Here is a 23,047-nt window from a genome sequence, read left to right as displayed (position 1 = left end):
TATTAGTAGGCTCTCAACAGCATAAAATACTTATATAAAAGTAGATAGGGTGCTGTTTCGAGCGTGCAAAGATACAAAATAAAATAAAAGGAGTGCTGTAGTAGGCTCTTAGAATATGTATAAAGAATTATAAAATTATAAGACAAGAATATAAAGGCGCTTATAATACTCACGGCTCGTATTATTTCAACTGAGTCGGGAAAAGCATAGAAAATAATCAGGTTGATGAGTATTAAATATATTCCTAGAACTGCTCTGTAAGTATTTCTATGGTATTCTATTAATTCAAGAATTTCATCAAATTTCATTAATGAGGCTATCATCATAGAGAGATATCTTTTTGCAAGGATAAAAAAAGAGATACCGGTAAGAATTAAAGCAAAGTTTTTAAACTCAAGACTATTGCCGCTTTCCATAACGGTGATTTTAGTAATCCACAAAGCGAGTCCTATCGTATAAATAATAACCACAGTAATACGTAATCCATCCTGCGGATTTTCATTGCGTGATACTTTTATGTATCGATCGCTAACTGCGGCACTGAGTAGGTGATTGAATTCATTTTTATAAATCCATTTTACGACAGCGAGCAATAGTAGGCAAATTGCCATCACTATAGTAATCCAGTTATAATATTGAATAGGTCTTTCAAACACTTCCATGAGGATGTAAAAATAAGTTCTTTTGTTTTTCGTTAATACTGCTAGGCTATTTATTTCATTACTTTTGTCTGTCTTATGAAGAATTCGTTAATAATCATACCTACTTATAACGAAAAGGAAAATATCGCTTTAATGATTGAGGCTGTACTTTCTTTATATAATGAGGTGCATTTATTAATTATCGATGATAATTCTCCTGACGGAACAGCGTCAATAGTGGAACAGTTCCAATCGCAATATTCAGAACGATTATTTATTGAGAAACGTGCTGGTAAGCAAGGACTAGGAACCGCATATATCCATGGTTTTAAATGGGCGCTTGCGCGAGATTATGATTACATTTTTGAAATGGACGCAGATTTCTCGCATAATCCTGAAGATCTTGAAAAATTACATAATGCTTGTCTTCAAGGTGCAGACCTTGCGATAGGAAGTAGATATGTTAAAGGTGTTAATGTAGTAAACTGGCCTATGTCACGTGTACTATTATCTTATGGAGCTTCTAAATATGTGCGCTTGATTACTAGAATGCAAATTCATGATACTACAGCAGGATTTGTTTGTTATAAGAGCTCATTGTTGAGGAAGTTTAAGCTGAATAAGATTAAATTTGTAGGCTACGCGTTTCAAATTGAAATGAAGTTTAAAGCATGGTTGCTTAAAGCAGATATAGTTGAGATACCGGTCATTTTTACAGATCGATCTAGAGGTAAGTCAAAGATGAGTGGTGGCATTATTAATGAAGCCGTTTTTGGAGTTTTAAAAATGAAAATTAAAAGTTTGATAGGGAAACTGGAAATATGAGAAAGACGTTAATTAAAAATGCTAAAATCGTTACTGATGGTATTACTCGAGATGGAGATCTTCTTATAGAAGGCGATGTCATCAAAGAAATAGCAGACAGTATAAGTGCCAAAGATGGCAATACAGTCATTATAGATGCCGAAGGGAAATATCTATTACCAGGAGTTATTGATGATCAGGTTCATTTTAGAGAGCCAGGTTTAACGCATAAAGGTAATATAGCCACTGAAAGTGCCGCTGCAGTAGCTGGTGGTATTACTACCTACATGGAAATGCCTAACACTTCTCCACAAACGACTACTATTGAAGAATGGGAGAAAAAAATGGAAACTGCCGCGCAGGATAGTCATGCTAACTATGCGTTCATGTTTGGTGGAACAAATGATAATCTAGAAGAAATTTTAAAAGTGGACATTACAAGAGTTCCTGCTTTGAAATTATTTTTAGGTTCTTCTACTGGAAATATGCTAGTGGATGATAAAGAAGTACTTAAAAAAATATTCTCAAACGTAAAGTTGAGAATCGCTTTGCATTGTGAAGATGAAGCAACAATAAAAACTAATCTGCAAAAAGCAAAAGATACTTATGGAGATGAGATCCCTATGGATCAACATCCTATCATAAGAAGTGAAGATGCTTGTTACATTAGTTCATCTGGTGCTGTAGAACTAGCAAAAGAAACTGGTGGAAGGGTTCATGTATTTCATCTTTCAACAGGAAAGGAAACGAAGCTTTTCAACAATAAAAAACCTATCAAGGAGAAGCAAATCACTGCTGAGGTTTGTATCCATCATTTATGGTTCACTGCTGAGGAATATGCGACTAAAGGTTCACTAATAAAATGGAATCCAGCCGTTAAAACGTCAAAAGATAGAGATGAATTATGGGAAGCTTTACTAGATGATCGTATCGATGTAATAGCTACTGACCATGCGCCTCATACTATGGAGGAAAAATCAAAATCTTATTTAAATTGCCCTAGTGGTGGACCACTTGTTCAACATGCTTTGCCAGCTATGATGCAGTTTGTTGCTCAAGAAAAAATATCTGTTGAAAAAGTGGTAGAGAAAATGTGCCATAATCCAGCATTATTATTTGATATCGCAGATCGTGGTTATATAAGAGAAGGATATAAGGCAGATCTTGTAATTGTTGACGCTAATAACCCTTGGACTGTGACTAAGGATAATATCCTAGCAAAATGTGGATGGTCACCGTTTGAAGGAGTAACGTTTAATAGTCGTATCACACATACGTTTGTGAATGGTCAACTTGCTTATAATAACTTTAAAGTGAGTGATGTGAAAAGTGCTCAAGCTTTAACTTTTGCGCGATGAGAAAAGCAATCCTCATTTTATTTGTAATCTTATTAGGTTCTTGTTCTAGAATTGAAAGAACACCTAAACCAGATCCGTTTTTTGATACTCAAGAAATGGCAGATATTATGACTGATGTTTATCTTGTAGAAGGCTCCATGACTGCAAATCGTAAATCGTTTGCAGAGTTAGGAATTATTGCCGATGACTATATTTACCAAAAACACAATATTGATAGTGTTTCTTTCAGTAATAATTTTAATTATTACGCAGATCGAGTAGATGAATTTTTACTGGTTCTAGATATTGTAGATGAAAAGCTAGCGGTTATTAAGGACAGTGTAAATACAAGACAGCTCAACTCTAAAAAACCGGTAACTAATATCACTCCGGCAAACTTAACAAAGATTCCAGACTCTTTAAAAAGTAGTATTAAAAGCTACCCTACTGAAAGCAAATAATAATCACTTACTCGTTGAATAGTTTCTTCTAGAGGAGTGTATTTGAATTCTATATGGCGTTCTATTTTTGAACCGTCATAATTGCTATGAGAAGTAAGTGACACAACTGTTGCTCGTTCCAGACCTCTATTAAATCCTATCCAGTGACCTATTTTCATAGTTCCAGAGACTAAATACAGCATCCATTTAGATAACTTAATTCTCGGCGGTTTCTTATTAAAACTCTTACTGATTTTGTGAAGGACTTTCTTATAAGTAATAGAAGATTCTACCAGAATGAATCGCTCGTTAATGACTGGAGATTCCATTAAATCAACCATTACTCGCGTCACATCTCGCACATCTACAAAACCTGTTGAACCATCAGTATAAAAAGGTTGTTTTTTAAAAGTCTGAGAAAATATTTTACCAGAACCACTTTCCCAGTTTCCTTCTCCTAAAATAACACCAGGATTTACTATAATAATATTCATGCCTTCTTGAGTCGCACGCCAGGCTTCCATCTCGCCACCATACTTAGAGATCGCGTAGTTGCTATTTTTTGCATCTAGATTGAAAAAATCTTCTTCATTAATAGCACGTTTTCCTACTGGATCACCTAGTGTAGCAATGCTACTCACATAACATAGTTTTTCTACTTGATGTGCTTGAGCTACATTTATCACGTTTGATGTTCCAGTGACATTTACTTTTTTCATTTTCCAGAAGGGAACGCTGTCAATCACCGCTGCACAATGATAAACTTGGGTAATACCTTTCATGGCATCTTCCAGACTTGGGACCTCAAGAATGTCACCTTGAACCCATTCTATGTCATCCACTAAGGACTCTTTTCCGGAGCCATAAGAGTTAAAAATAGCACGAGTTTTATCGATACTCTTGAGATCTCGATATAATGCTCTTGTGGGAATACCGCTTTCGCGAAAGCGATATAACAAATGTCCACCTACTAGTCCAGTACCGCCAGTTACTAAAATCATATGGTAAAAGTACACAAACCGCACTTGAAATACTCTTAAAAGTGCGGTAAAGCCTATATATTTGCAGCTTAAATAATTTGAAATGGCTTACAATTTTGCAGAGGAACTAAGATGGAGAGGAATGATACATGATATCATGCCTGGTACTGAGGAATTACTTAAAGATGAGGTAGTTAGTGGTTATATAGGTTTTGACCCAACGGCTGATTCTTTGCACATAGGAAGCATGGTTCAAATTATTTTATTGATGCATTTGCAGCGTGCTGGTCACAGGCCCATTGCGCTAGTAGGTGGAGCGACTGGGATGATTGGTGATCCATCTGGTAAGAGTGCAGAGCGTAATTTGTTAACTCAAGATATCCTAGATAAAAATATCGCAGGTGTGCAATCTGTGCTTTCGCGATTTATAGATTTTGAAAAAGGTGATGATAAAACGCGTGCGGTTTTAGTCAATAACTATGACTGGATGAAGGATTTCAGTTTGATAGAATTTGCTCGTGATATTGGTAAGCACATCACCGTGAATTACATGATGGCAAAGGAATCTGTAAAAAAGCGTGTGTCTGGCGAAGGTGACGGAATGAGCTTTACAGAATTCACGTACCAGCTGTTTCAAGGATATGATTACTTATACCTTTATGAAAATATGGGTTGTAAATTACAAATAGGTGGTAGTGATCAATGGGGAAATATTACCACAGGAACAGAACTCGTGCGTCGCAAAGCTGGAGGAAAGGCATATGCACTTACGACTCCTCTAGTTACAAAAGCAGACGGAACTAAATTTGGTAAAACAGAATCTGGAAACATTTGGTTAGATGCAGATAAGACATCTGTTTATAAATTCTTTCAGTTTTGGTTTAATGCTACTGATGAAGATGCCATCAACTGGATTAAGATTTTCACTTTCTTAGATAAAGAAACATGTGAGTCTTTAATTGAAGAACATGCAAAAGATCCAGGATATAGAAGTTTACAAAAACGTCTCGCCGAAGAAGTAACCGTAATGGTTCACGGTCGTGTGGCGTATGAAACAGCACTTAAAGCATCTCAAATCTTGTTTAGTAAAACAGTAACTCCAGAGCAATGGAGTGAATTTAATCAAGAAACCTTACTAGATATTTTTGAAGGTGTGCCACAGGCTGAGATTTCTAAAGAGGCTTTAAAAGATGGTGTAGATCCCGTAACTCTCATGGCAGACTTAACGAGCTTTTTACCATCAAATAGTGAAGTAAGACGAGCTCTTAAAGAGAATAGCCTTTCTATTAATAAGAATAAGATAAACGATGCGACGGTCATCACAACAAACGATTTAATTGCTGAGAATATGTTGTTGTTACAACGTGGGAAACGTAATTACTTTTTGGTGTTGGTCAAGTAATTACTCCACAGCCATTAAATTACAACCTCTTATATCTGATTGATCAAATCTTCCTAGGACTTGAAAAGTACCGTCTGGCATTACTTTTCCTAAGTCTTGTGTGGCTATGAAAGAGCAGGAATTATAGTTGGCTAGATCGATAATGTTGAGTCCGCCAGTTTTTGAGTTATTGAGTAATGTTAATGGGTCGTTAGTGTCACGTGACAGCACTTTCATCCATGATGGTGTTTCAAAATGTATTCCATCAGTAGCATAAGCTTGCGAGAGTAATTCGGTCATGCCGTATTCACTTTGTATACTCGCTTTCGCGAAAGCGGATTTCAAAATCTCGTGCAGTTCCTGTTTAATGATTTCTTTACGCATTCCTTTCATACCACCGGTTTCTATGATAATAGTTTGCGGTAGTTCTTGTGGAAACTGTTCAGCGAGTTGTAGTAAGGCAAATGTGACTCCTATAAGAATCACTTTTTGGTTTTTTTTCTTGAGTTCTTCAAGTATTCCGGCTAATTCTTCTATGTTATTGAGGTAAAAACCACTGGATGGATGATTGCTTTTCTCTATCCACCGTTGTGCCATATAAACTAGTGAGGAACCGTTACGTTCTAAGTAATGAGGTAACAGAGCAAGGATTGCATAGTCTTCATGGCGTCCATATGTTTGCTTAAAACTATTGTCCAAGCTTGAATCATAAACGCTCATGTTAGTCACATGATGTTTAGAAGTAACCATTCCTGTAGTTCCACTGCTCGTAAAAGTTATTTCAGGAGAATTGCTATTACTTATTACCTGATGACTTTTAAAAAATGAAATAGGTAGAAAAGGTATTTCTTTAAAGTTTTGCGGATTGGTTCTTTTTAGTAGTTGGCAATATTTCCCATAGACTTTATTATGCTCTAGTTGATAATGAAAAATAGCGAGCGCCTTTTCTTCAAATTGAGCAATAGAGTTAATATGAAATATGGAGTCAAACAATCAGTTGTATTTGAAGTCAAAAGTAAATAAAAAAGCGCCGCAGTTAGACTGCAGCGCTTGATTTATAAAAGATTTGTAATTCTTATTGAACTACTAATTTTCTAGTTTGTGTATTTCCATTTTGAGAAACCTTTACGATGTAAAGTCCTGCATTTAATGAAGAAACATTAATGGAGTTAGTTACCTCATTTTGTGTGATAACTTCTTGACCTAAAGCAGAGTAAATCGTTACGTCAACGGCATTACCATTCTCTATAGAAATGGTTAACTCGTTTCCAGTAATAGGGTTAGGATACATTTTAAAGCTATTTAAAGAAAATTGCTCATTAGATAATGTATAGTCATTAACTGCTCCAGGAGTTCCCAGATCACCAGCTCCATAAGTACTTACAGCAAGACCCCAGTTTACACCTAAATCATTGTCAGTAGCATTATATTTAGAAACTGCCAGCTCCATACTTGCTCCAGTTCCATCAGGGAAAGTAGCTCCGTTATCATATATAACTACATCTATAACAGTTCCTGTACATTCAATCATTATTCCGTCTGTACCATTACCTAAGCTCACTCCATTATATTCATAATCTACAGCGATACCACCATTTATAGTCATGTCAGCACTCAAGCCTAATACGGCATATCCATTTGCAGGAACAGTAAGATTGCTTATTACGTGCATTTCTGATGCAGTAGCGTCATCTTTAATTTCCCATCCTTGCATGTTTATGGCAGTAGATGTAGTGTTGTATACTTCAAAATACTCACCTACACTATCGCCTACAGCATTTGGATTTTGCATTATTTCAGTGATAATAATGTCTCCTGGGTTAGCACAAACTACGTTTCCAATACAAGATGGGCTCGTGATGCTGCGTGTAAAACTACAGCTGCTATCTGCAGGGTCTCCCGAGAAAGTTACAGTAAAGTTAGTTCCTTCTGATACGCCTGTGATTGTGATTTGACCAGCAGCAACTGTTGATGGGTCATCACCAGCAACAGTACCATTTCCAGCTGTGTCAATAGTATAAGTAGAAGTTCCTCCACCAGTATAGTCTATTGTTACATCGTATAAGTCAACTCCAGATGTACTCGTTTGACAAGTTTCAGTAATTGTTCCTATTTGTAAATCACATGGGAAAGCCACCGTAAAGTTGGTAACATCTGACGCGATAGTAGCACCACCATCAACTAGATTTACAGTAACCATATAAGATCCACCATCTTGAACAGTTACAGCAAAAGGTGATGTTACACCAGTTGTAGTCATACCATCTACTATGATATCAAAGGTTGAAGACGCTGGAGCATTTTGAGCGCTAAATACGATATCAGCACTTGTTGTTCCGCCTGGTAAAGCAGTTCCATCTGCTGGTGAAGTAATATTCAATACAGCTGCTGTAGAACATCCTACAAAAGAACCGATAGTATTCCATCCGCTATTTGAACCTGTAACAACCCATTCTGCAGCTGCAGCGGTAGTTAACATGGTTGTAGCATCATAACCTCTTGAGGAGTCCCAATTATTATTAGGGCTACAAATTGAAGATTTTCTAGTTAAAGTATTATTTGCAGTTCCATTAGTAACACCAGCAATGTCCCATCCAGAACCTGGATCACCGTTGAAATCTCCCAAGAAATCGAGTATTGTATAACCAGTCATTTCACCAGCGTCAACAACACCATCCATGTTTGCATCGTTAAATGTTCCATCGTTTAGTACCAAAGCCATTCCATCATCACCATTACTTAGGAAATTAAAAGTCTGATCTGCTTGCGCTAGAATTTGAGCATCTGCACTACCGTGAGCTACTACATAAACATCTCCATTTGCTATTACAGCACCTGGTGTGAAAGTATTCCAAAACTCATATTCTCCGATAACAGTAGGGTCGTTAGAAACACTTGGAAATGCATAACCATCTAAGCTGACAGCAGCACCAGTTCCATTATAGATCTCAAAAAATTTGTTGTTTGAAGTTCCTTCACCGTATTTACTAATTAGTAAATCAGTAGTTTGTGCAAAGGAAATTGCTGCAAAGAAAAACATTGCAACGCTAAAGTAAATTTGTTTCATCGTTTATTATTTTTTGCAAATATACGATTTTCAGTAGCCTGCAACCTTGATTTTAAACGATTTAATATTAACATAACATAAGTAGTTATAATGTATTCATGTTAATAATTATCTATTTATGAGCTAGTTGATAATCACTTTAGCAACATGATTTACATCATCACCTTTAATGGAAATAAGATAAATTCCAGAGTTCAGTGTACCTAAATTTAATTTTTCAATGGAATCAAACTCAGCATTTTTAGTGAAAACTGATCTACCGTTAAAATCATAAACAGTTATTATTCCATTTTTAATTGTATTAGTCGTCGAGATAGAAATAATTCCATCAGAAGGATTAGGTGAAATATTAAATACCGTAGCATTTTCACTAGAGATGTTCAATGGTGGTGGAGTATCAAACGCTTCAACTTGATCAAAACGATTATTCACATCACCAGAACTAGCGCTGAAACCTAAACCTCTGTTTGCAAAAACCTCCCAGATTCTATCTCTATTTGCACCGCCATTTGCGATGGCATCTGCCTGTAAGATAGCGTCTCTTCCATCTTGAAAACCAGGATTACAAGGCTGTAATTTCATACCGTCCATAATAAGTTGCATAGCGATATTGTTACCACCAGTTCCATTATAAAGGTCTGGATCAAATCCAAAATCATCAATAAATCGCCATGATAAATCCCATAGCATGCTTGCCCATATAGATCCCATTCCATGTGGAACGGAGAAGTTTGTATTATTTGTGTCTGCAAAAGTTACTGGGTTAACACTCATATCTGTACTGTACGGAAAGTTTCTGATTCCGCCTCCAGTTATAGGTTGATTTATAGCAAAAGTCCCTATACCTCTGGTGTCTGTTCCTGCATCACCAGGTTCAATAGTAATTATTAGGCTAAACCAGTCACTCCAGCCTTCACCCATTTGCTCAATACTACCTAGACATCCAGGATTTGCAGGTCCACCGGTTAATCTTGTGGAGATTCCATGTCCATATTCGTGTGAGACTATCCCATTATCTAGGCTACCATCTTTACGGAATAGTCCTGTATTATTTAAATTGGCGTTTATTACTGCTCCGTTTTGTAACTCTGCTAAAAGTAGATTTCCGTCTGCCTGACTTATCATAATCGAAGGAATCGTAACTGCTCCACCATCGTTTCCTGCGCCCATTGTAAAAGGAGCAGTTGCGGCATTATTAATTACTATTACAGCAATGGCTCCTTGGTTTTCGGCAGCTAATACCTTTGTTCCAAATTGACAATTACCACGATTCATTACTGCGATTTTCCCAGAAAGAGAAGCACCATTTGTGATGACGTCACATGCATCATTAGCATCAGTGGAAACGCCGCCAGAATTATTATCTATAACTAGTGCTAGGTCAGCATTAATAGCACTTGATGGGTTAGGAAAACTAGGTCCAAAACCTGCTGTAACTCCTGAGTAAGTTCCTGCAAGATTACCATTGTTGAGAGTTATAGGGTCTACACCACCAGTAGTAGGCGCATTCCATAAAAACATATTCATCCTAGGATTACCACCATCTGCTGGTGTACCAAATGAAGCGTTGTTAAAACCGCTTCCGTCTTGAGCATCTGCAACTACAAAGTCGTTTTCTAAACCACCATTCCCGTAATTGTTAGATTGAAAATTACCACTAGCTTCATCAAATCCGTAAGAATACCAGATGTCATGCATCATGTTATTCATGTAAAATAGATTAATCGTTGAGCCATTTATATTATCTCTTGCTGGCACATCAAGTTGCTGGGGAAAATTGAAATTGAGCACTAGATTTCCATCAGGAGCAGCTCCTAAAGTATTTCCATCTCCATCAAAATCCTCTTGTGCATAAACATTGTTACCACGAGTAATCGTAAACTCTGGTCCAGCCATTCCATCAGTATCATGCCATCCATTAGGAGATGCTGTAACGTTTGCAGGACTATTAACTAGAGTTTCATTCCCGTGATTAGGACTTTCTAATGGTAGAGCGTATACATTATATTTTGAATTATCCATAAACATAGCAGTGCTTACAGAAGCCGCTTTTTGAAAAGAATAACTCTTTGAATTGCTATGAACGTGATTAGGCTCACTATGCGAAGAAAAAGTGCAGTTAATCACTAGGTCTTGCTCTTTAATTAACGCTCCAGTTAAAGCATTTACATAAAGAAGGTACATGTGCTGATTATCTATAGTCTCGATATAAACTTCCCAGCTTAGTATAAATTCTTCTCCTACTGCAACATAAACCGGTTTAACAGTCATAGGTTTAACAGAAACAGATTCATTTTTATATTGAAATGCACCATCTATTTGAGATTCAACAACCTGTAACGGTCCAGTTATAGAGATGTCTTTAAAATTAAGAGCATAATTAATGGCTGTTGCCGCCGTTAAACTAGCATTTGTACTATTTACTCGGGTAGATAGTCCTTTTTCAAAAGATAAGGCGGCATGAAGCACTTCATTTTCTCTTATCAGAAAAAGGGATGAACTATTTAAAATTTCAACACCTCGATAATATTGTGAGATGTAAACTGTTTGTGCATTTAAGCTACTAGAGAATGAGCTAGAGCTTGTTTTAAGGCTTGCAATATCCTGATTATCAAAATTATATGTTTTTTCATTTTGTTTTAAGAAAGAATGCGCAGCACTAGTATAATCTTGAGCAATTCCTTTTAGACATAAAAATAAAAGGAGTAATGGAAGTAAAATTTTCATAGGGACTTAATCAACTTAATCTTTTAATGGGTTGACAATATACGCAAGGAATGTCATAAATGTATCACAAGAGATTGTTTATGAACTGGATAGTTGTTGATTACGCTTTCGCGAAAGCGGATCTAATCACGACTTTATTCTTTTAAAATAGACTTAACCTTAACCTAACACTGAATTGATTCTAGTTGCTCAAAAACTTATTAACTTAGCATTTTACACAACACTACGATGAAAGATGCCATTGCAAAAATTTTACTAGTAGATGATGAACCAGATATTCTAGAAATTGTAAGTTACAATTTGAAAAATGAAGGTTATCAAGTTTTTACCGCAGAGAATGGTAAAGAAGGAGTTCAAAAAGCTATAAAGAAAAAGCCAGATCTTATCATACTTGATGTGATGATGCCAGTGATGGATGGGATTGAAGCATGCGAGAAAATCCGTAAAATTCCAGAATTAGACCATACTATAATTACATTCTTAACAGCGCGTAGTGAAGATTATTCAATGATTGCAGGTTTTGATGCTGGAGCAGACGATTATATCTCTAAACCTATCAAGCCTCGAGTCCTAGTAAGTAAAGTAAAATCCCTATTAAGGCGCAATTCTGCGCCTAAAAGTGAGCAAGGTGGCGTCCTTAAAATAGGAGATCTAGTTATAGACAGAGATCAATATAAAATTATTTACAAAAAAGAAGAAATCTCATTACCTCGCAAGGAGTTTGAGCTACTTTCACTACTCACATCTCAGCCAGGAAAAGTCTTTAAACGAGAAGAAATTCTAGACGTGGTATGGGGAAATGAAGTAATCGTAGGTGGTAGAACTATTGATGTTCACATAAGAAAACTCAGAGAGAAACTGGGAGACGATAGCTTTAAGACGGTAAAAGGAGTAGGTTATAAATATGTCAAATAATACCTCATCAAAACGCAGCTATAGATTTGCATTAAGATCATCACTCTTCCTATCCATTGTTTTTGGGTTACTGCTAGTGCTGTTTCATTTAGTTTTTAAACTTGAGTTTCAAGCATGGTGGCATGAACTGTTGATGATTCTCCTACTTTTTGCCAGCTCTTTTTTTATTATTCAGTTTCGAGTACAACGATTTATATACCGTCGTATTAAAAAAATATATGAAGATGTAAGTTTATTAGAGACTACTAACTTACCTGATCGCGAGATTGCTACAGACATGCGTTCTCTTACAGAGCAAGTAGAACGATTTGCAAAGAATAAAAAAATTGAAATTGAATCTCTTAAAGTGAGAGAGTCATACAGAAAAGAGTTTTTAGGGAATATCTCTCACGAGCTCAAAACACCACTATTTACAGTTCAAGGTTATATAGATACACTCATAGATGGAGCACACGAGGACGAAGTAATCAGAAAAAAATACCTGCTTCGTGCTCAAAAAGGAGTAGAAAGACTTACCTACATTATTAAAGATCTAGACATGATTACCAAATTAGAAATAGGTGATATGTCTCTAGATGAAACAGAGTTTAATGTAGTTGAACTGATCAAACAGGTGTTTGACCAGCTGGAAATGAAAGCAGCAAAAAAGAATATCACATTAACCTTAGATATGAATTATGATCATGCTATAAACGTAGTAGCAGACCAAGATCGTATCCAGCAAGTCATAGCAAACCTTATCGTCAACTCTATAAAATATGGTAAGAAAAATGGAACTACTGAGGTTGCCGTTGAAGATCTTATCAATAATAAAGTCATCATAAGAGTTACTGACAATGGTGAAGGAATCAAAAAAGAATTCATTCCGCGGTTGTTTGAAAGATTTTTTAGAGTTGATCAGAGCGGTTCTAGACGTGAAGGTGGATCTGGTCTTGGCCTAGCAATTGTTAAGCACATTATTGAAGCGCATGATGAAAGCGTTTATGTAGAAAGTCAATTTGGAATAGGATCTGAATTTTCTTTCACCTTAGAAAAGGTCTCCGTTAACATAGCCGATATTGATATAGTCCTAGAAGAGTAAACTTGAGCCAGTCCTTTATATTCTTGAACCATATCCAGCATTTCAATATTGAAGTTTTCCTGTGTGGCATAGGGAACCAGTCTTTGTTGCTCTAGATGCTTTGCAAGATATTCCTGTTCAAACTGACCAGGAGTTGGGATAAAAAAGGCCTTTTTACCGAGTTTTTGTAAATCCATAATAGTGGTATATCCACTACGGCATAGAATAACTTCACTGCGATCTAGAGCTTTTTGTAAGCCTTGAGTAGAAAGGTAATTGTAGTAAGTAACGTTGCCTTTTTTAATCATTTCTTGCTCACCTTTCACCTTTCCAGCGATGAAAAGAACCTTACCATTAAAGTGTTTTACTTCATTAAAGAGTTTGCGTTCTAAAATTCCTCGTTGAGGTTCTGGTCCAGAGAGCAGTACCATTAAATCATACTTCTTTTGAGTTATTGCGCTGCGTTTAAACCTACTCAACGGACCTAAATAAACTTTATCAATAGTCATGTCATCATTCTGGGATAATAAGCCTGATAGATTTTGAGGCTCATTAAAATCTGGTATCCAGCAAGAATCAAATTTTTTAATATAATTTAAATGCAATTGCGTGCTCAGCCATGTAGTATTACCGGACATCACCTTAAGTTGATGAGTCATGTAAACACAAGGAATTAACTTACTGTACAGACCTAATCGATTATCAGATATCACACCATTGAGTTGATAATCTGTAATCAATTGTTTAAGTAAAGCATGTTCTTTTCTCACGGCATTCCATATTTGTGGAGTATTTTGGAGCATTTTAAGCTTTAGAAACTTTCCATTCTCAGGATATACGATTCCGTAGCTAGGTAATTCAACAAATTGTAGTCGAGTAAATTCTTTTTTTAAAAGTGCTAAAGCCATTCCATCGCTTGCTATAATAGGCGTGTCGCCGTTTGCAAGGATCGCGTTGATGATAGGAATGCAACGAGTTGCATGACCTAGTCCCCAATTTAGTGGTGCAACCAGAATGTTTTTAGATATTTGCATACTGCAAATGTAAGAGTCTTTAGGACTCATGACATGAAGCATATATTAATCATCTATTAAATAATTGTATTGGGATCAAAGAATAAATTAAAGAGATTTAACGAAAACGAAACGTTTGAAAACGTCATCCAGCCTACTCGTGAAGAGATGACTACAGATTTCAAATGGAAAGGAAAATGGGCTTCTTTTTTTAAAAATGACAATCCTATTACACTAGAACTAGGTTGTGGAAAAGGAGAATACACCATAGATCTCGCTCGCAAATATCCTGACCGCAATTTTATAGGAATAGATATTAAAGGTGCACGTTTCTGGCGTGGAGCAAAAACGGCAATTGAAGAAGGCTTAACAAACGTAGCTTTTTTGAGAACTCAAATTGAGCTGGTTGAAGATGCTTTTGGAGCAAATGAAATCGATGAAATATGGATCACGTTTCCAGATCCGCAAATCAAATATAAACGTACTAAGCACCGCATGACTAATCCAGATTTTCTAGCGAGTTATAGAAATATTCTTGTAGAAGGTGGATGTATAAACTTAAAAACAGATTCAGAGTTCATGCATGGCTACACGCTAGGGCTTTTACAAGGTAGAGGAGAAGAAATTATCTATGCGCATCACGATGTTTATACAAATACTGAAGCACCCGAGGAAGTCATAGGAACACAAACTTTTTATGAAAAGCAGTATCTTGAGCAAAACAAAGCGATAACTTACATCAAATTCCGCCTGCGCTAGATGCTTACATTTTTACATATTATTTTTGGTTTTGGAATCGGTTTTATAGGTGTAATACCGCCGGGACTGCTCAATTTAACAGCTGCCAAAATAAGTGTAAAACAAAACCGCCGCGCGGCAATTGTATTTGCTTTAGGAGCTAGTTTAATAGTAATAGCTCAAGTATATGTAGGAGTATTTTTCTCAAAAATTCTTAATGACAATCCAGACGTATTAGTAACCGTAGAAAAATTTGCCATTGCTGTATTTATAGCACTATCCATTTTCTTTTTTATAAAAGCTAGATTAGATAATGCTAGAGAAGTAGAGCCTATTGATAAGTCTGACGTTAAGTTATTTAGTCAAGGAATCATCCTTTCTGCACTTAATATTTTCCCGATACCGTTTTACATAGCCTTCAGCTCATTTCTTGCAGCTCGAGGACTATTCACATTTGAATATCCTATGGCGCATTTGTTTATTGCTGGCGCATCTTTAGGGACATTTATGATGCTGTTTGCTTATATTAAGTATGTGAAGAAATTTGGTTTTGACAGTCAGACTTTTGCACGCAAGATTAATTATATCCTTTCGGGATTAACACTGGCTATTGCGCTTTTCACTTTAATCCGCATTTATGAAGTCCTCTAGTGATTTTTTTGAACGCGTTTTTAGTGTTGCAAAGCAAATCCCGCATGGTCGCGTTACCAGTTATGGAGCAATTGCGCGCTATCTAGGGACGCCTCGCAGCAGTAGAGCAGTAGGTTATGCTATGAATGCTAGTCATAACGATCCAGACGTTCCCGCACAACGAGTTGTAAATCGCAATGGAATGCTTTCTGGAAAACACCATTTTCAAGGCACAAACTTAATGCAGCAACTCCTTGAAAATGAGGGGTTAACTATCGTTGAGGACCATGTTCAGGACTTTAAGAAAGTTTACTGGGATCCTAATCTAGAGTTGGAGCCTTTTCAAGAATAATTAGATGGTTTTTGTCTCGCTTTCGCGAAAGCGTATTTCTTAACAATACATTACTAGTTTCTTATTTAGATTGCTTTTAATTAAGCTCGCTGCAGCTTATCTTTGTAGTATTCTAAACAAGTTATGAAAATAGAAAAACAACAAGTTCTCAAGGCGCTAGAAACAATTTCAGTTCCTGGTCACGGACAAAATATGGTAGAAAGCGGTGCTATTAAAAATGTACTCGTTTTTGGTGATGAAGTAGTCGTAGATGTGGTGATTGATAATCCTAGTTTACAGGCAAAAAAGAAAACCGAAGTTTCTATCCTACAAGCTATTCATAAAGAGGTTTATGAAAAAGCACAGGTTAAAGTAAATCTTAAAGTAGAAGCACCTACTACAGAGAATAAAGCTCCCGAAATTAAAGGAAAAGCCATTCCTGGAATCGATAATATAATTGCTGTCGCGTCTGGAAAAGGTGGTGTAGGGAAATCTACAGTAACTTCAAATCTTGCGGTTTCACTTGCAAAAATGGGTTTTAAAGTAGGTCTTCTAGATGCCGATATTTATGGGCCGAGTGCTACAATCATGTTTGACGTAGTGAATGAGAAGCCACTTTCTGTAAATGTGGATGGTAAATCTAAGATGAAACCTGTCGAGAGCTATGGAGTTAAAATTCTTTCTATAGGATTCTTTACACAGCCAGATCAGGCTGTCGTATGGCGTGGACCTATGGCTGCCAAAGCACTCAATCAAATGATTTTTGATGCAGCTTGGGGAAAACTAGATTTTCTAGTAGTTGATTTACCGCCAGGAACAGGAGATATTCACTTATCCATTATGCAATCTTTACCATTAACAGGAGCTGTGGTAGTAAGTACACCGCAAAACGTCGCCCTAGCCGATGCTCGTAAAGGAGTTGCAATGTTCCAGCAAGAAAGTATTAATGTTCCAGTATTAGGAATTATTGAAAACATGGCCTATTTCACGCCACCAGAATTACCAGAGAATAAGTATCATATTTTTGGGAAAGATGGAGCAAAGCATCTTGCAGAAGATTTAGGCGTACCGTTTTTAGGTGAATTACCATTGTTGCAAAGCATAAGAGAAGCTGGAGATGTAGGACGACCAGCTGCCATGCAAGAAGGAACAGAAATTGAAGCTGCATTTACCGAGATTACTAAAAACGTAGTGGAGCAAACTGTAAGACGTAATAGTTCATTACCACCTACTCGAGCTATAGAAATCACGACTATGGCAGGTTGTAGTGCCGTTAAAAAATAAACTTATGACAGGAATTGAACTCAAAACCGCGGTTGAAGCTGGTCTTCAAGAAATAAGACCTTTTTTACAACGTGATGCAGGTGATATAGAACTGGTAGACATTACTGAGGATAAGTTTGTCACTGTTCGTTTACTGGGAACTTGCGTAGGTTGTCACGTTAATCAAATGACCTTAAAATCTGGAGTAGAGTTGACCATAAAAAAACACGCTCCACAAATCGAGAGTGTCATTGATATTTCTGGTCAAGATTTAAAAGAAGAATATCGAGATAATATAGAGTTATAGAATTCTGTAAAGCATAAAAAAACCGATTCGTGAGAATCGGTTTTTTTATGCACTATATAATGTTTTATTTAAAAGCATTCTCACCTGTAATATCTAATCCAGTGATGAGTAAATGAATGTCGTGAGTACCTTCATAAGTAATCACACTTTCTAGATTCATAGAGTGACGCATGATGCTGTACTCACCTGTAATTCCCATTCCTCCTAAAATCTGTCTCGCTTCTCTGGCGATGTTGATAGCAATTTCTACGTTATTACGTTTTGCCATTGAGATTTGGGCACTTGTTGCTTTTCCTTGCTCACGCAGTACACCTAATCTCCAAGCTAGCAATTGAGCTTTTGTGATTTCAGTAATCATTTCGGCCAGTTTCTTTTGTTGTAGTTGGAAACCAGCAATAGGTTTACCGAACTGGATGCGTTCCTTAGAATATCTAAGTGCCGTATCATAACAATCCATGGCAGCACCTATTGCACCCCATGCGATACCAAAACGTGCACTGTCTAGACAGCTCAACGGAGCACCTAAACCACTGCGACCTGGTAATATATTTGATTTAGGAATTTTTACATCTTGGAAAATTAATTCTCCAGTCGCGCTAGCTCTAAGCGACCATTTATTATGAGTCTCTGGTGTAGTGAAACCTTCCATTCCTCGTTCCACAAGTACTCCATGGATACGATCGTTTTCATCTTTTGCCCATACTACGGCTACATCACAGAATGGACTGTTAGAAATCCAAAGCTTTGCACCATTTAGAATAATATGATCACCTGCATCTTTAAAACGAGTAACCATACCGCTAGGATTTGATCCATGATCAGGTTCAGTAAGCCCAAAAGATCCCATGAATTCTCCACTAGCTAGTTTAGGTAAAAACTTTTGTTTTTGCTCTTCACTACCATATTTCCATATAGGATACATTACAAGAGAAGATTGAACAGATGCTGTAGAGCGCACTCCACTATCACCACGTTCTATTTCTTGCATGATTAAACCATAAGAGATTTGATCGAGTCCAGCACCACCATATTCCTCAGGAATATATGGTCCAAAAGCTCCTATAGACGCCAGTCCAGGAATAATGCTTTTAGGGAACTTTGCATCTTGCGCTGCTTGTTCAATTATAGGTGACACATCACGCTTTACCCAAGCTCGGGCAGCGTCACGTATCATTATATGTTCTTCAGTTAATAAATCGTCCAGGTTGTAATAATCTGGTGCTTCAAATAAATCTGGTTTCATCGTTTCAAACGTTTGCGTAAATATACTTTGCTTAGGTCAGTTGCTCAAAGGGTTACTTACATTTTTAAATAAAAATCTTTAACAAGTTCTATATAGTCTTCAGTGTAATTGTGTCTGCTTATTTCAATAGTTAATTGGGTTGGTTTCATATCGCTTTCGCGGAAGCGTAACTCAATCAAACTTCTCTTTACAGCAATACCTTCCGTTCCTTTTACATGTGTAATGCGAGATGGAATTAACTTATAATGAGCGGCTATTTTTAAGAAATGAGCTTCACGGTCATGCGGAATAACGCAAGCAAAAATGCCATCATCATCTAGCAATTTATAAGCTCCATAGATTAATTCTTCAAAAGGTAATGCTTCATCAAAACGTGCTTGCTCTCTGTTTTTATCAATCTCTTGATTTTCTTTAATACTACTAGATTCAAAAAACGGTGGATTGCTTATTATTAAATCATACGTATCATCTACTTCTTCAAAAAACTCTTGAAACGATGCATGGAAACAAAACATTCTATCGCTCCATGGACTGTTTTCAAAGTTACTCGCAGCTTGTTCAAAGGCATCTTCATCCAGTTCTACGGCTTCAATTTGAGAACTAGGAAAACGTTGCGCTAGCATTAAAGAAATTACACCAGTTCCAGTACCTATATCGAGAATGTTGTATGGATTTTTATCGGCACTTGCCCATGCGCCTAGAAGAACGCCATCAGTTCCTATTTTTTGAGCACAGCGGTCTTGAGCTACTTCAAATTCTTTGAATTTAAAAACGCTCATATCTATTTTATTCAGAGAGGTACATTTCTATGAGTCCATCAGGAGTTTCTACTGTGATGGTTTTTGTCTCACGATTGACTTCTTTAATGAAATCATCGTTCATAGGGATTAAGATTTCTGTCCCATTTTGATCTACCTCAAATAAGGCTTGAGAAGTGGTATCATTTACACCAGTTATAATTCCTACTTCACCATAATTTACATCCATCATTTTAAAGTCTATGATTTCATGGAAGTAGAATTTATTACCTTCTAGTTTAGGTAGAGCTGTCATTGGTAGATATAAATCATGTTTCATCATCGCGTCGGCAGCTGGCTCGTCATCGATGTCTTCAAACTTAACTCTTAAGAGTAGTGATTTATGTAATTGACTAGATTCAATAAAAAATGGAACCAAATTTTTACCGATTTCGATAAAAACTGATTCCATTTCTGTAAAAAGCTCCGGTTCGTCTGTGTCTAACTTGACAAGTAACTCACCTTTAAAGCTAAATTTATTAACTATCGTTCCTACGTAAAAACAATCTTTCTTACGCATGAGAATAGTTTTTATTCTTCTTCGCTAGATGCGTCAGCAGCAGGAGCTTCCTCAGCAGGAGCTTCTTCTACAACTGGTGCATTTGCAGCGATACGAGCTTGGTTAACTGCTTTTTCTGCTTCAAGTGCTTTTGCAGCAGCTGCATCAGCATCTTTTTGAAGTCCACCTGCTTTTGCAGATATCTTTCCTTCTTTCTCAGAAACCCAAGCGTTGAATTTTTCTTCCATTTGCTCTTCAGTAAATGCTCCTTTTTTAACACCACCTTTAAGGTGTTTTTTAAGCATTACTCCTTTGTATCCTAAGATCGCGCGAGCAGTGTCAGTAGGTTGTGCACCATTCTCTAACCATTTTACAGCACCATCAACATCAAGGTTGATTGTAGCTGGATTTGTGTTAGGGTTATAAGTACCTATCTTGTCTAGATATTTACCATCTCTTTTTGCGCGTGCATCGGCTGCAACGATCCAATAAAATGGTTTTCCTTTTTTACCTTTTCTTTGTAATCTAATTTTTACTGGCATATCATTAAAATTTGTGGGTGCCCGACCCGAGTTATTAATTTTGAGTGTGCAAAAATATACTTATTTTAATAATCAGCATCATATCTTTATATTTTATTTACATTTGCTCAAAGACATTTTTTAAAATGAGATTGATTAAACAATTTTTACTTTGTTCACTTGCGCTAATCGCATTTACCGCTTGTGAAGACAACTTAGAGGATGATAACATCCCTGCGATTCAAGCCGTACGTAACGGTGAATTCTTCAAATCTACCCAAATGACTGCTGTTGCAAACACAGATGGGACAGTGACTATCACTGGTGTCAATAGGTTAGAGCGCTTAGAATTAAATCTGGAATCTGCAACTGCGGGAACATATCCACTAGGTTCTGGAGCGCCTAATGAGGCTGTTTACACATTTAATGATACTGATGTGTATTCAACAAATAATAGCACAGGAACTGGTCAAGTTGTATTATCTGCAGGAACTCCAGCTGGTACATTAACGGGAACTTTCTCATTTGTAAGTTATTTACCTATGAATGCAGACTCACTTTACATGCGTAAAGGAGTTATTTTTCAAGTACCTTTTGGTAACCCGATAGGTTCTGGTGGTGGCGGTTCTTCATTAAGTTCGTTTGCTGCACAAGTAGATGGGACAGCTTTTACTCCATCAGTAATTTCTCCTGTTAATGCTAGTGGTATTATAGTAGTGAACGCTTCAAACGGTGCAAATTCAATAGTATTAAACTTCCCTGACACGATTGTTCCAGGAACTTATGCACTTGCAGGTTCTGGGATGTACACAGCAAATTATATTTCTGGTGGTTCAGCGGTTCCAGCAGTTTCAGGTACACTTATCATTACTGCAGCAGATCCTGCGGCTAATTCTGTAACGGGAACTTTCTCTTTCATGACAGGTCCACCTAACAATTTTGACATTACAAACGGAGCTTTTACTATTTTCTATTAATAGCTAATCGTTTACATTTTAAAAAAAGCCTCTTTAATTAAAAGAGGCTTTTTTTATGGAATATTTTTAAGATAGATGTTCTTACCTGAGTAATCTATAATAGCTCGTGATTTGATTAAGAAATCTGCACCTAACAATCCTTGAATAGCTCTCATGCGTTCTGCTTTAAGCGCTTGATTGATAAAACTCATATCCATAGTCAGTAGGCTGCAATCTTCATCCGTCCATGCGCCTAACTGCATTTTATTATTATGAGATATTTGCGGTGTTAAGGATCCACTTGCTGTTCCTATTTGTTTGTTCATGCTTTCAGACTCCAGTTGAAACTCATGAGAAAGTGCATTATTAATACATGTCGCACTTGCACCGGTATCTATTATAAAGCGACCTGTGTGACCGTTTATAGATGCCTTTGTGATGATGTGGCCACTTTTTTCAGATAATCTTATGGGGTGCGCTATGTAACCGCGACTTTCTAGACTTTTCTTTAAAGAAAACATGTGTATAGTTTATGGGTAAATATAAATACGCTTTCGCGAAAGCGCACCGCTTACAAACCATTATTTTTGTAACATGATTTTTACAGACACTCATACACATCTTTACAGCGAGGCTTTTGAAGAGGACCAAAAAGAAATGATGCAACGAGCAATTGATGCTGGTGTAGAACGTTTTTTTGTTCCTGCAATTGACTCTGCTTACACGCCAGCAATGCTGGATTTAAAGAGAAACTATCCTCAACAAGTTCATTTGATGACGGGTTTGCATCCTACTCATGTTAAGGAAAATTACCTGGAAGAACTTGCTCATGTTCAAGAAATGCTAAGTAAAGAAACTTTTGTTGCTATAGGAGAGATAGGAGTAGATTTATACTGGAGCGATGAATTTAAAAAGCAACAAATTGAGGCTTTTCATACTCAGATCAAATGGTCCATAGAGCATGATTTACCTATTGCGATTCACTGTAGAGACGCATTTGATGAAGTGTTTGAGGTGCTTGAAACTTATCGTGGCAGTAGCTTGAACGGTATTTTTCATTGTTTTACAGGTAACCTAGAACAAGCCCAACTAGCTGTCGATTTAAAAATGAGTTTAGGTATAGGTGGCGTTGCGACTTTTAAAAATGGAAAGATTGATAAATTTCTTAATGAAATAGATTTAGAACATATTGTTCTTGAAACAGATGCGCCTTATCTCGCACCGGTTCCTTATCGTGGAAAACGTAACGAAAGTGCTTATATACCTCTAGTTGCTCGAAAACTTGCCGAAATTTACAACACAAGCATAGAGCATATCGCAAAGGTGACAACCTTAAATTCTACTAAAATCTTCGGTGTGTAAGTGATGAGATACTTACATTTACAACCTAGAACATA

24 protein-coding genes are annotated in these 23,047 nt (G+C 36.8%); 13 read left to right on the top strand and 11 right to left on the bottom strand.

Annotation, left to right across the window (positions count from 1 at the left end; genetic code table 11):
- Nucleotides 1-2: 2 nt before the first annotated feature.
- Complete coding sequence (locus ACSHWW_RS03560) at nucleotides 3-662, bottom strand: DUF4271 domain-containing protein (RefSeq protein WP_435681043.1); 660 nt, start codon at nucleotides 660-662, stop codon at nucleotides 3-5.
- 75 nt (nucleotides 663-737) lie between these two features.
- On the opposite strand from ACSHWW_RS03560, the gene ACSHWW_RS03555 reads away from it, so the two are divergent.
- From ACSHWW_RS03555 to ACSHWW_RS03545, 3 genes are read left to right on the top strand one after another with little or no spacing between them, the layout of a single operon-like run.
- Complete coding sequence (locus tag ACSHWW_RS03555) at nucleotides 738-1,466, top strand: polyprenol monophosphomannose synthase (RefSeq protein ID WP_435681042.1); 729 nt, start codon at nucleotides 738-740, stop codon at nucleotides 1,464-1,466.
- Nucleotides 1,463-2,803, top strand: a complete 1,341-nt coding sequence (locus ACSHWW_RS03550; protein WP_435681041.1) for a dihydroorotase — start codon at nucleotides 1,463-1,465, stop codon at nucleotides 2,801-2,803. The genes ACSHWW_RS03555 and ACSHWW_RS03550 overlap by 4 nt, the downstream gene beginning before the upstream one ends.
- Nucleotides 2,800-3,243 carry a DUF4296 domain-containing protein gene (locus ACSHWW_RS03545; protein WP_435681040.1) on the top strand — a complete coding sequence of 148 codons (444 nt, stop codon included), beginning with the start codon at nucleotides 2,800-2,802 and terminating at the stop codon, nucleotides 3,241-3,243. The genes ACSHWW_RS03550 and ACSHWW_RS03545 overlap by 4 nt, the downstream gene beginning before the upstream one ends.
- Here the strand turns inward: ACSHWW_RS03545 and ACSHWW_RS03540 are convergent.
- On the bottom strand, nucleotides 3,222-4,223 hold the full coding sequence (locus tag ACSHWW_RS03540; protein WP_435681039.1) for an NAD-dependent epimerase/dehydratase family protein: 1,002 nt from the start codon (nucleotides 4,221-4,223) through the stop codon (nucleotides 3,222-3,224). The two genes, ACSHWW_RS03545 and ACSHWW_RS03540, sit on opposite strands and share 22 nt — an antisense overlap.
- 82 nt (nucleotides 4,224-4,305) lie before the next feature.
- Between ACSHWW_RS03540 and tyrS the strand changes: the two genes are divergently transcribed.
- Complete coding sequence (gene tyrS, locus ACSHWW_RS03535) at nucleotides 4,306-5,604, top strand: tyrosine--tRNA ligase (protein WP_435681038.1); 1,299 nt, start codon at nucleotides 4,306-4,308, stop codon at nucleotides 5,602-5,604.
- Here the strand turns inward: tyrS and ACSHWW_RS03530 are convergent, their stop codons facing one another.
- From ACSHWW_RS03530 to ACSHWW_RS03520, 3 genes are all read right to left on the bottom strand, one after another.
- A complete protein-coding gene (locus tag ACSHWW_RS03530) occupies nucleotides 5,605-6,576 on the bottom strand; it encodes an acyl transferase (RefSeq protein ID WP_435681037.1) in 972 nt (323 codons plus the stop codon).
- Between the two features lie 82 nt (nucleotides 6,577-6,658).
- Complete coding sequence (locus ACSHWW_RS03525; protein ID WP_435681036.1) at nucleotides 6,659-8,650, bottom strand: lamin tail domain-containing protein; 1,992 nt, start codon at nucleotides 8,648-8,650, stop codon at nucleotides 6,659-6,661.
- A gap of 123 nt (nucleotides 8,651-8,773) precedes the next feature.
- Nucleotides 8,774-11,377 carry a T9SS-dependent M36 family metallopeptidase gene (locus ACSHWW_RS03520; protein ID WP_435681035.1) on the bottom strand — a complete coding sequence of 868 codons (2,604 nt, stop codon included), beginning with the start codon at nucleotides 11,375-11,377 and terminating at the stop codon, nucleotides 8,774-8,776.
- Between the two features lie 228 nt (nucleotides 11,378-11,605).
- Here ACSHWW_RS03520 and ACSHWW_RS03515 point away from each other — a divergent pair, with 228 nt between their 5' ends.
- Both ACSHWW_RS03515 and ACSHWW_RS03510 read left to right on the top strand, forming a co-directional pair.
- Nucleotides 11,606-12,292, top strand: coding sequence for a response regulator transcription factor (locus tag ACSHWW_RS03515; RefSeq protein ID WP_435681034.1), 687 nt, complete (start codon nucleotides 11,606-11,608; stop codon nucleotides 12,290-12,292).
- Nucleotides 12,282-13,373, top strand: a complete 1,092-nt coding sequence (locus ACSHWW_RS03510; protein WP_435681033.1) for a sensor histidine kinase — start codon at nucleotides 12,282-12,284, stop codon at nucleotides 13,371-13,373. The genes ACSHWW_RS03515 and ACSHWW_RS03510 overlap by 11 nt, the downstream gene beginning before the upstream one ends.
- Here the strand turns inward: ACSHWW_RS03510 and ACSHWW_RS03505 are convergent.
- Nucleotides 13,286-14,386, bottom strand: coding sequence for a glycosyltransferase (locus ACSHWW_RS03505; RefSeq protein WP_435681032.1), 1,101 nt, complete (start codon nucleotides 14,384-14,386; stop codon nucleotides 13,286-13,288). The two genes, ACSHWW_RS03510 and ACSHWW_RS03505, sit on opposite strands and share 88 nt — an antisense overlap.
- Before the next feature lie 69 nt (nucleotides 14,387-14,455).
- On the opposite strand from ACSHWW_RS03505, the gene trmB reads away from it, so the two are divergent.
- From trmB to ACSHWW_RS03480, 5 genes are all read left to right on the top strand, one after another.
- Entirely contained in the window at nucleotides 14,456-15,124 is a 669-nt protein-coding gene (trmB, locus tag ACSHWW_RS03500) for a tRNA (guanosine(46)-N7)-methyltransferase TrmB (protein WP_435681031.1), read from the top strand.
- Nucleotides 15,125-15,754: a LysE family transporter gene (locus ACSHWW_RS03495; protein WP_435681030.1), complete on the top strand. Its 630-nt coding sequence runs from the start codon at nucleotides 15,125-15,127 to the stop codon at nucleotides 15,752-15,754. It abuts the gene before it with no gap.
- Nucleotides 15,741-16,085, top strand: coding sequence for an MGMT family protein (locus tag ACSHWW_RS03490; RefSeq protein ID WP_435681029.1), 345 nt, complete (start codon nucleotides 15,741-15,743; stop codon nucleotides 16,083-16,085). Before ACSHWW_RS03495 ends, ACSHWW_RS03490 begins: the two co-directional genes overlap by 14 nt.
- A gap of 123 nt (nucleotides 16,086-16,208) precedes the next feature.
- Entirely contained in the window at nucleotides 16,209-17,348 is a 1,140-nt protein-coding gene (locus tag ACSHWW_RS03485; RefSeq protein WP_435681028.1) for an Mrp/NBP35 family ATP-binding protein, read from the top strand.
- Between the two features lie 4 nt (nucleotides 17,349-17,352).
- Nucleotides 17,353-17,634 carry a NifU family protein gene (locus ACSHWW_RS03480; RefSeq protein WP_435681027.1) on the top strand — a complete coding sequence of 94 codons (282 nt, stop codon included), beginning with the start codon at nucleotides 17,353-17,355 and terminating at the stop codon, nucleotides 17,632-17,634.
- A gap of 64 nt (nucleotides 17,635-17,698) precedes the next feature.
- On the opposite strand, the gene ACSHWW_RS03475 is transcribed toward ACSHWW_RS03480, so the two are convergent.
- From ACSHWW_RS03475 to ACSHWW_RS03460, 4 genes are read right to left on the bottom strand one after another with little or no spacing between them, the layout of a single operon-like run.
- Nucleotides 17,699-18,877, bottom strand: coding sequence for an acyl-CoA dehydrogenase family protein (locus tag ACSHWW_RS03475; protein ID WP_435681026.1), 1,179 nt, complete (start codon nucleotides 18,875-18,877; stop codon nucleotides 17,699-17,701).
- Between the two features lie 56 nt (nucleotides 18,878-18,933).
- The gene (locus ACSHWW_RS03470; RefSeq protein WP_435681025.1) at nucleotides 18,934-19,656 is read right to left on the bottom strand and encodes a tRNA1(Val) (adenine(37)-N6)-methyltransferase; all 723 of its coding nucleotides are present in this window, start codon (nucleotides 19,654-19,656) and stop codon (nucleotides 18,934-18,936) included.
- A gap of 7 nt (nucleotides 19,657-19,663) precedes the next feature.
- Nucleotides 19,664-20,194, bottom strand: a complete 531-nt coding sequence (gene rimM, locus ACSHWW_RS03465; protein WP_435681024.1) for a ribosome maturation factor RimM — start codon at nucleotides 20,192-20,194, stop codon at nucleotides 19,664-19,666.
- 11 nt (nucleotides 20,195-20,205) lie between these two features.
- Nucleotides 20,206-20,715, bottom strand: coding sequence for a 30S ribosomal protein S16 (locus tag ACSHWW_RS03460; RefSeq protein WP_435681023.1), 510 nt, complete (start codon nucleotides 20,713-20,715; stop codon nucleotides 20,206-20,208).
- Nucleotides 20,716-20,840: 125 nt separating this feature from the next.
- Between ACSHWW_RS03460 and ACSHWW_RS03455 the strand changes: the two genes are divergently transcribed.
- A complete protein-coding gene (locus ACSHWW_RS03455; protein ID WP_435681022.1) occupies nucleotides 20,841-21,671 on the top strand; it encodes a DUF6252 family protein in 831 nt (276 codons plus the stop codon).
- A gap of 53 nt (nucleotides 21,672-21,724) precedes the next feature.
- Here the strand turns inward: ACSHWW_RS03455 and ACSHWW_RS03450 are convergent, their stop codons facing one another.
- Nucleotides 21,725-22,171, bottom strand: coding sequence for a retropepsin-like aspartic protease (locus ACSHWW_RS03450; protein ID WP_435681021.1), 447 nt, complete (start codon nucleotides 22,169-22,171; stop codon nucleotides 21,725-21,727).
- Between the two features lie 73 nt (nucleotides 22,172-22,244).
- Here ACSHWW_RS03450 and ACSHWW_RS03445 point away from each other — a divergent pair, with 73 nt between their 5' ends.
- The gene (locus tag ACSHWW_RS03445) at nucleotides 22,245-23,012 is read left to right on the top strand and encodes a TatD family hydrolase (RefSeq protein ID WP_435681020.1); all 768 of its coding nucleotides are present in this window, start codon (nucleotides 22,245-22,247) and stop codon (nucleotides 23,010-23,012) included.
- The last annotated feature ends 35 nt before the right edge of the window (nucleotides 23,013-23,047 follow it).

It is taken from the genome of Nonlabens sp., assembly GCF_051251825.1.
In the GTDB taxonomy this organism is placed as follows: domain Bacteria; phylum Bacteroidota; class Bacteroidia; order Flavobacteriales; family Flavobacteriaceae; genus Nonlabens.
This window is presented reverse-complemented; position numbering and strand designations above follow the sequence as displayed.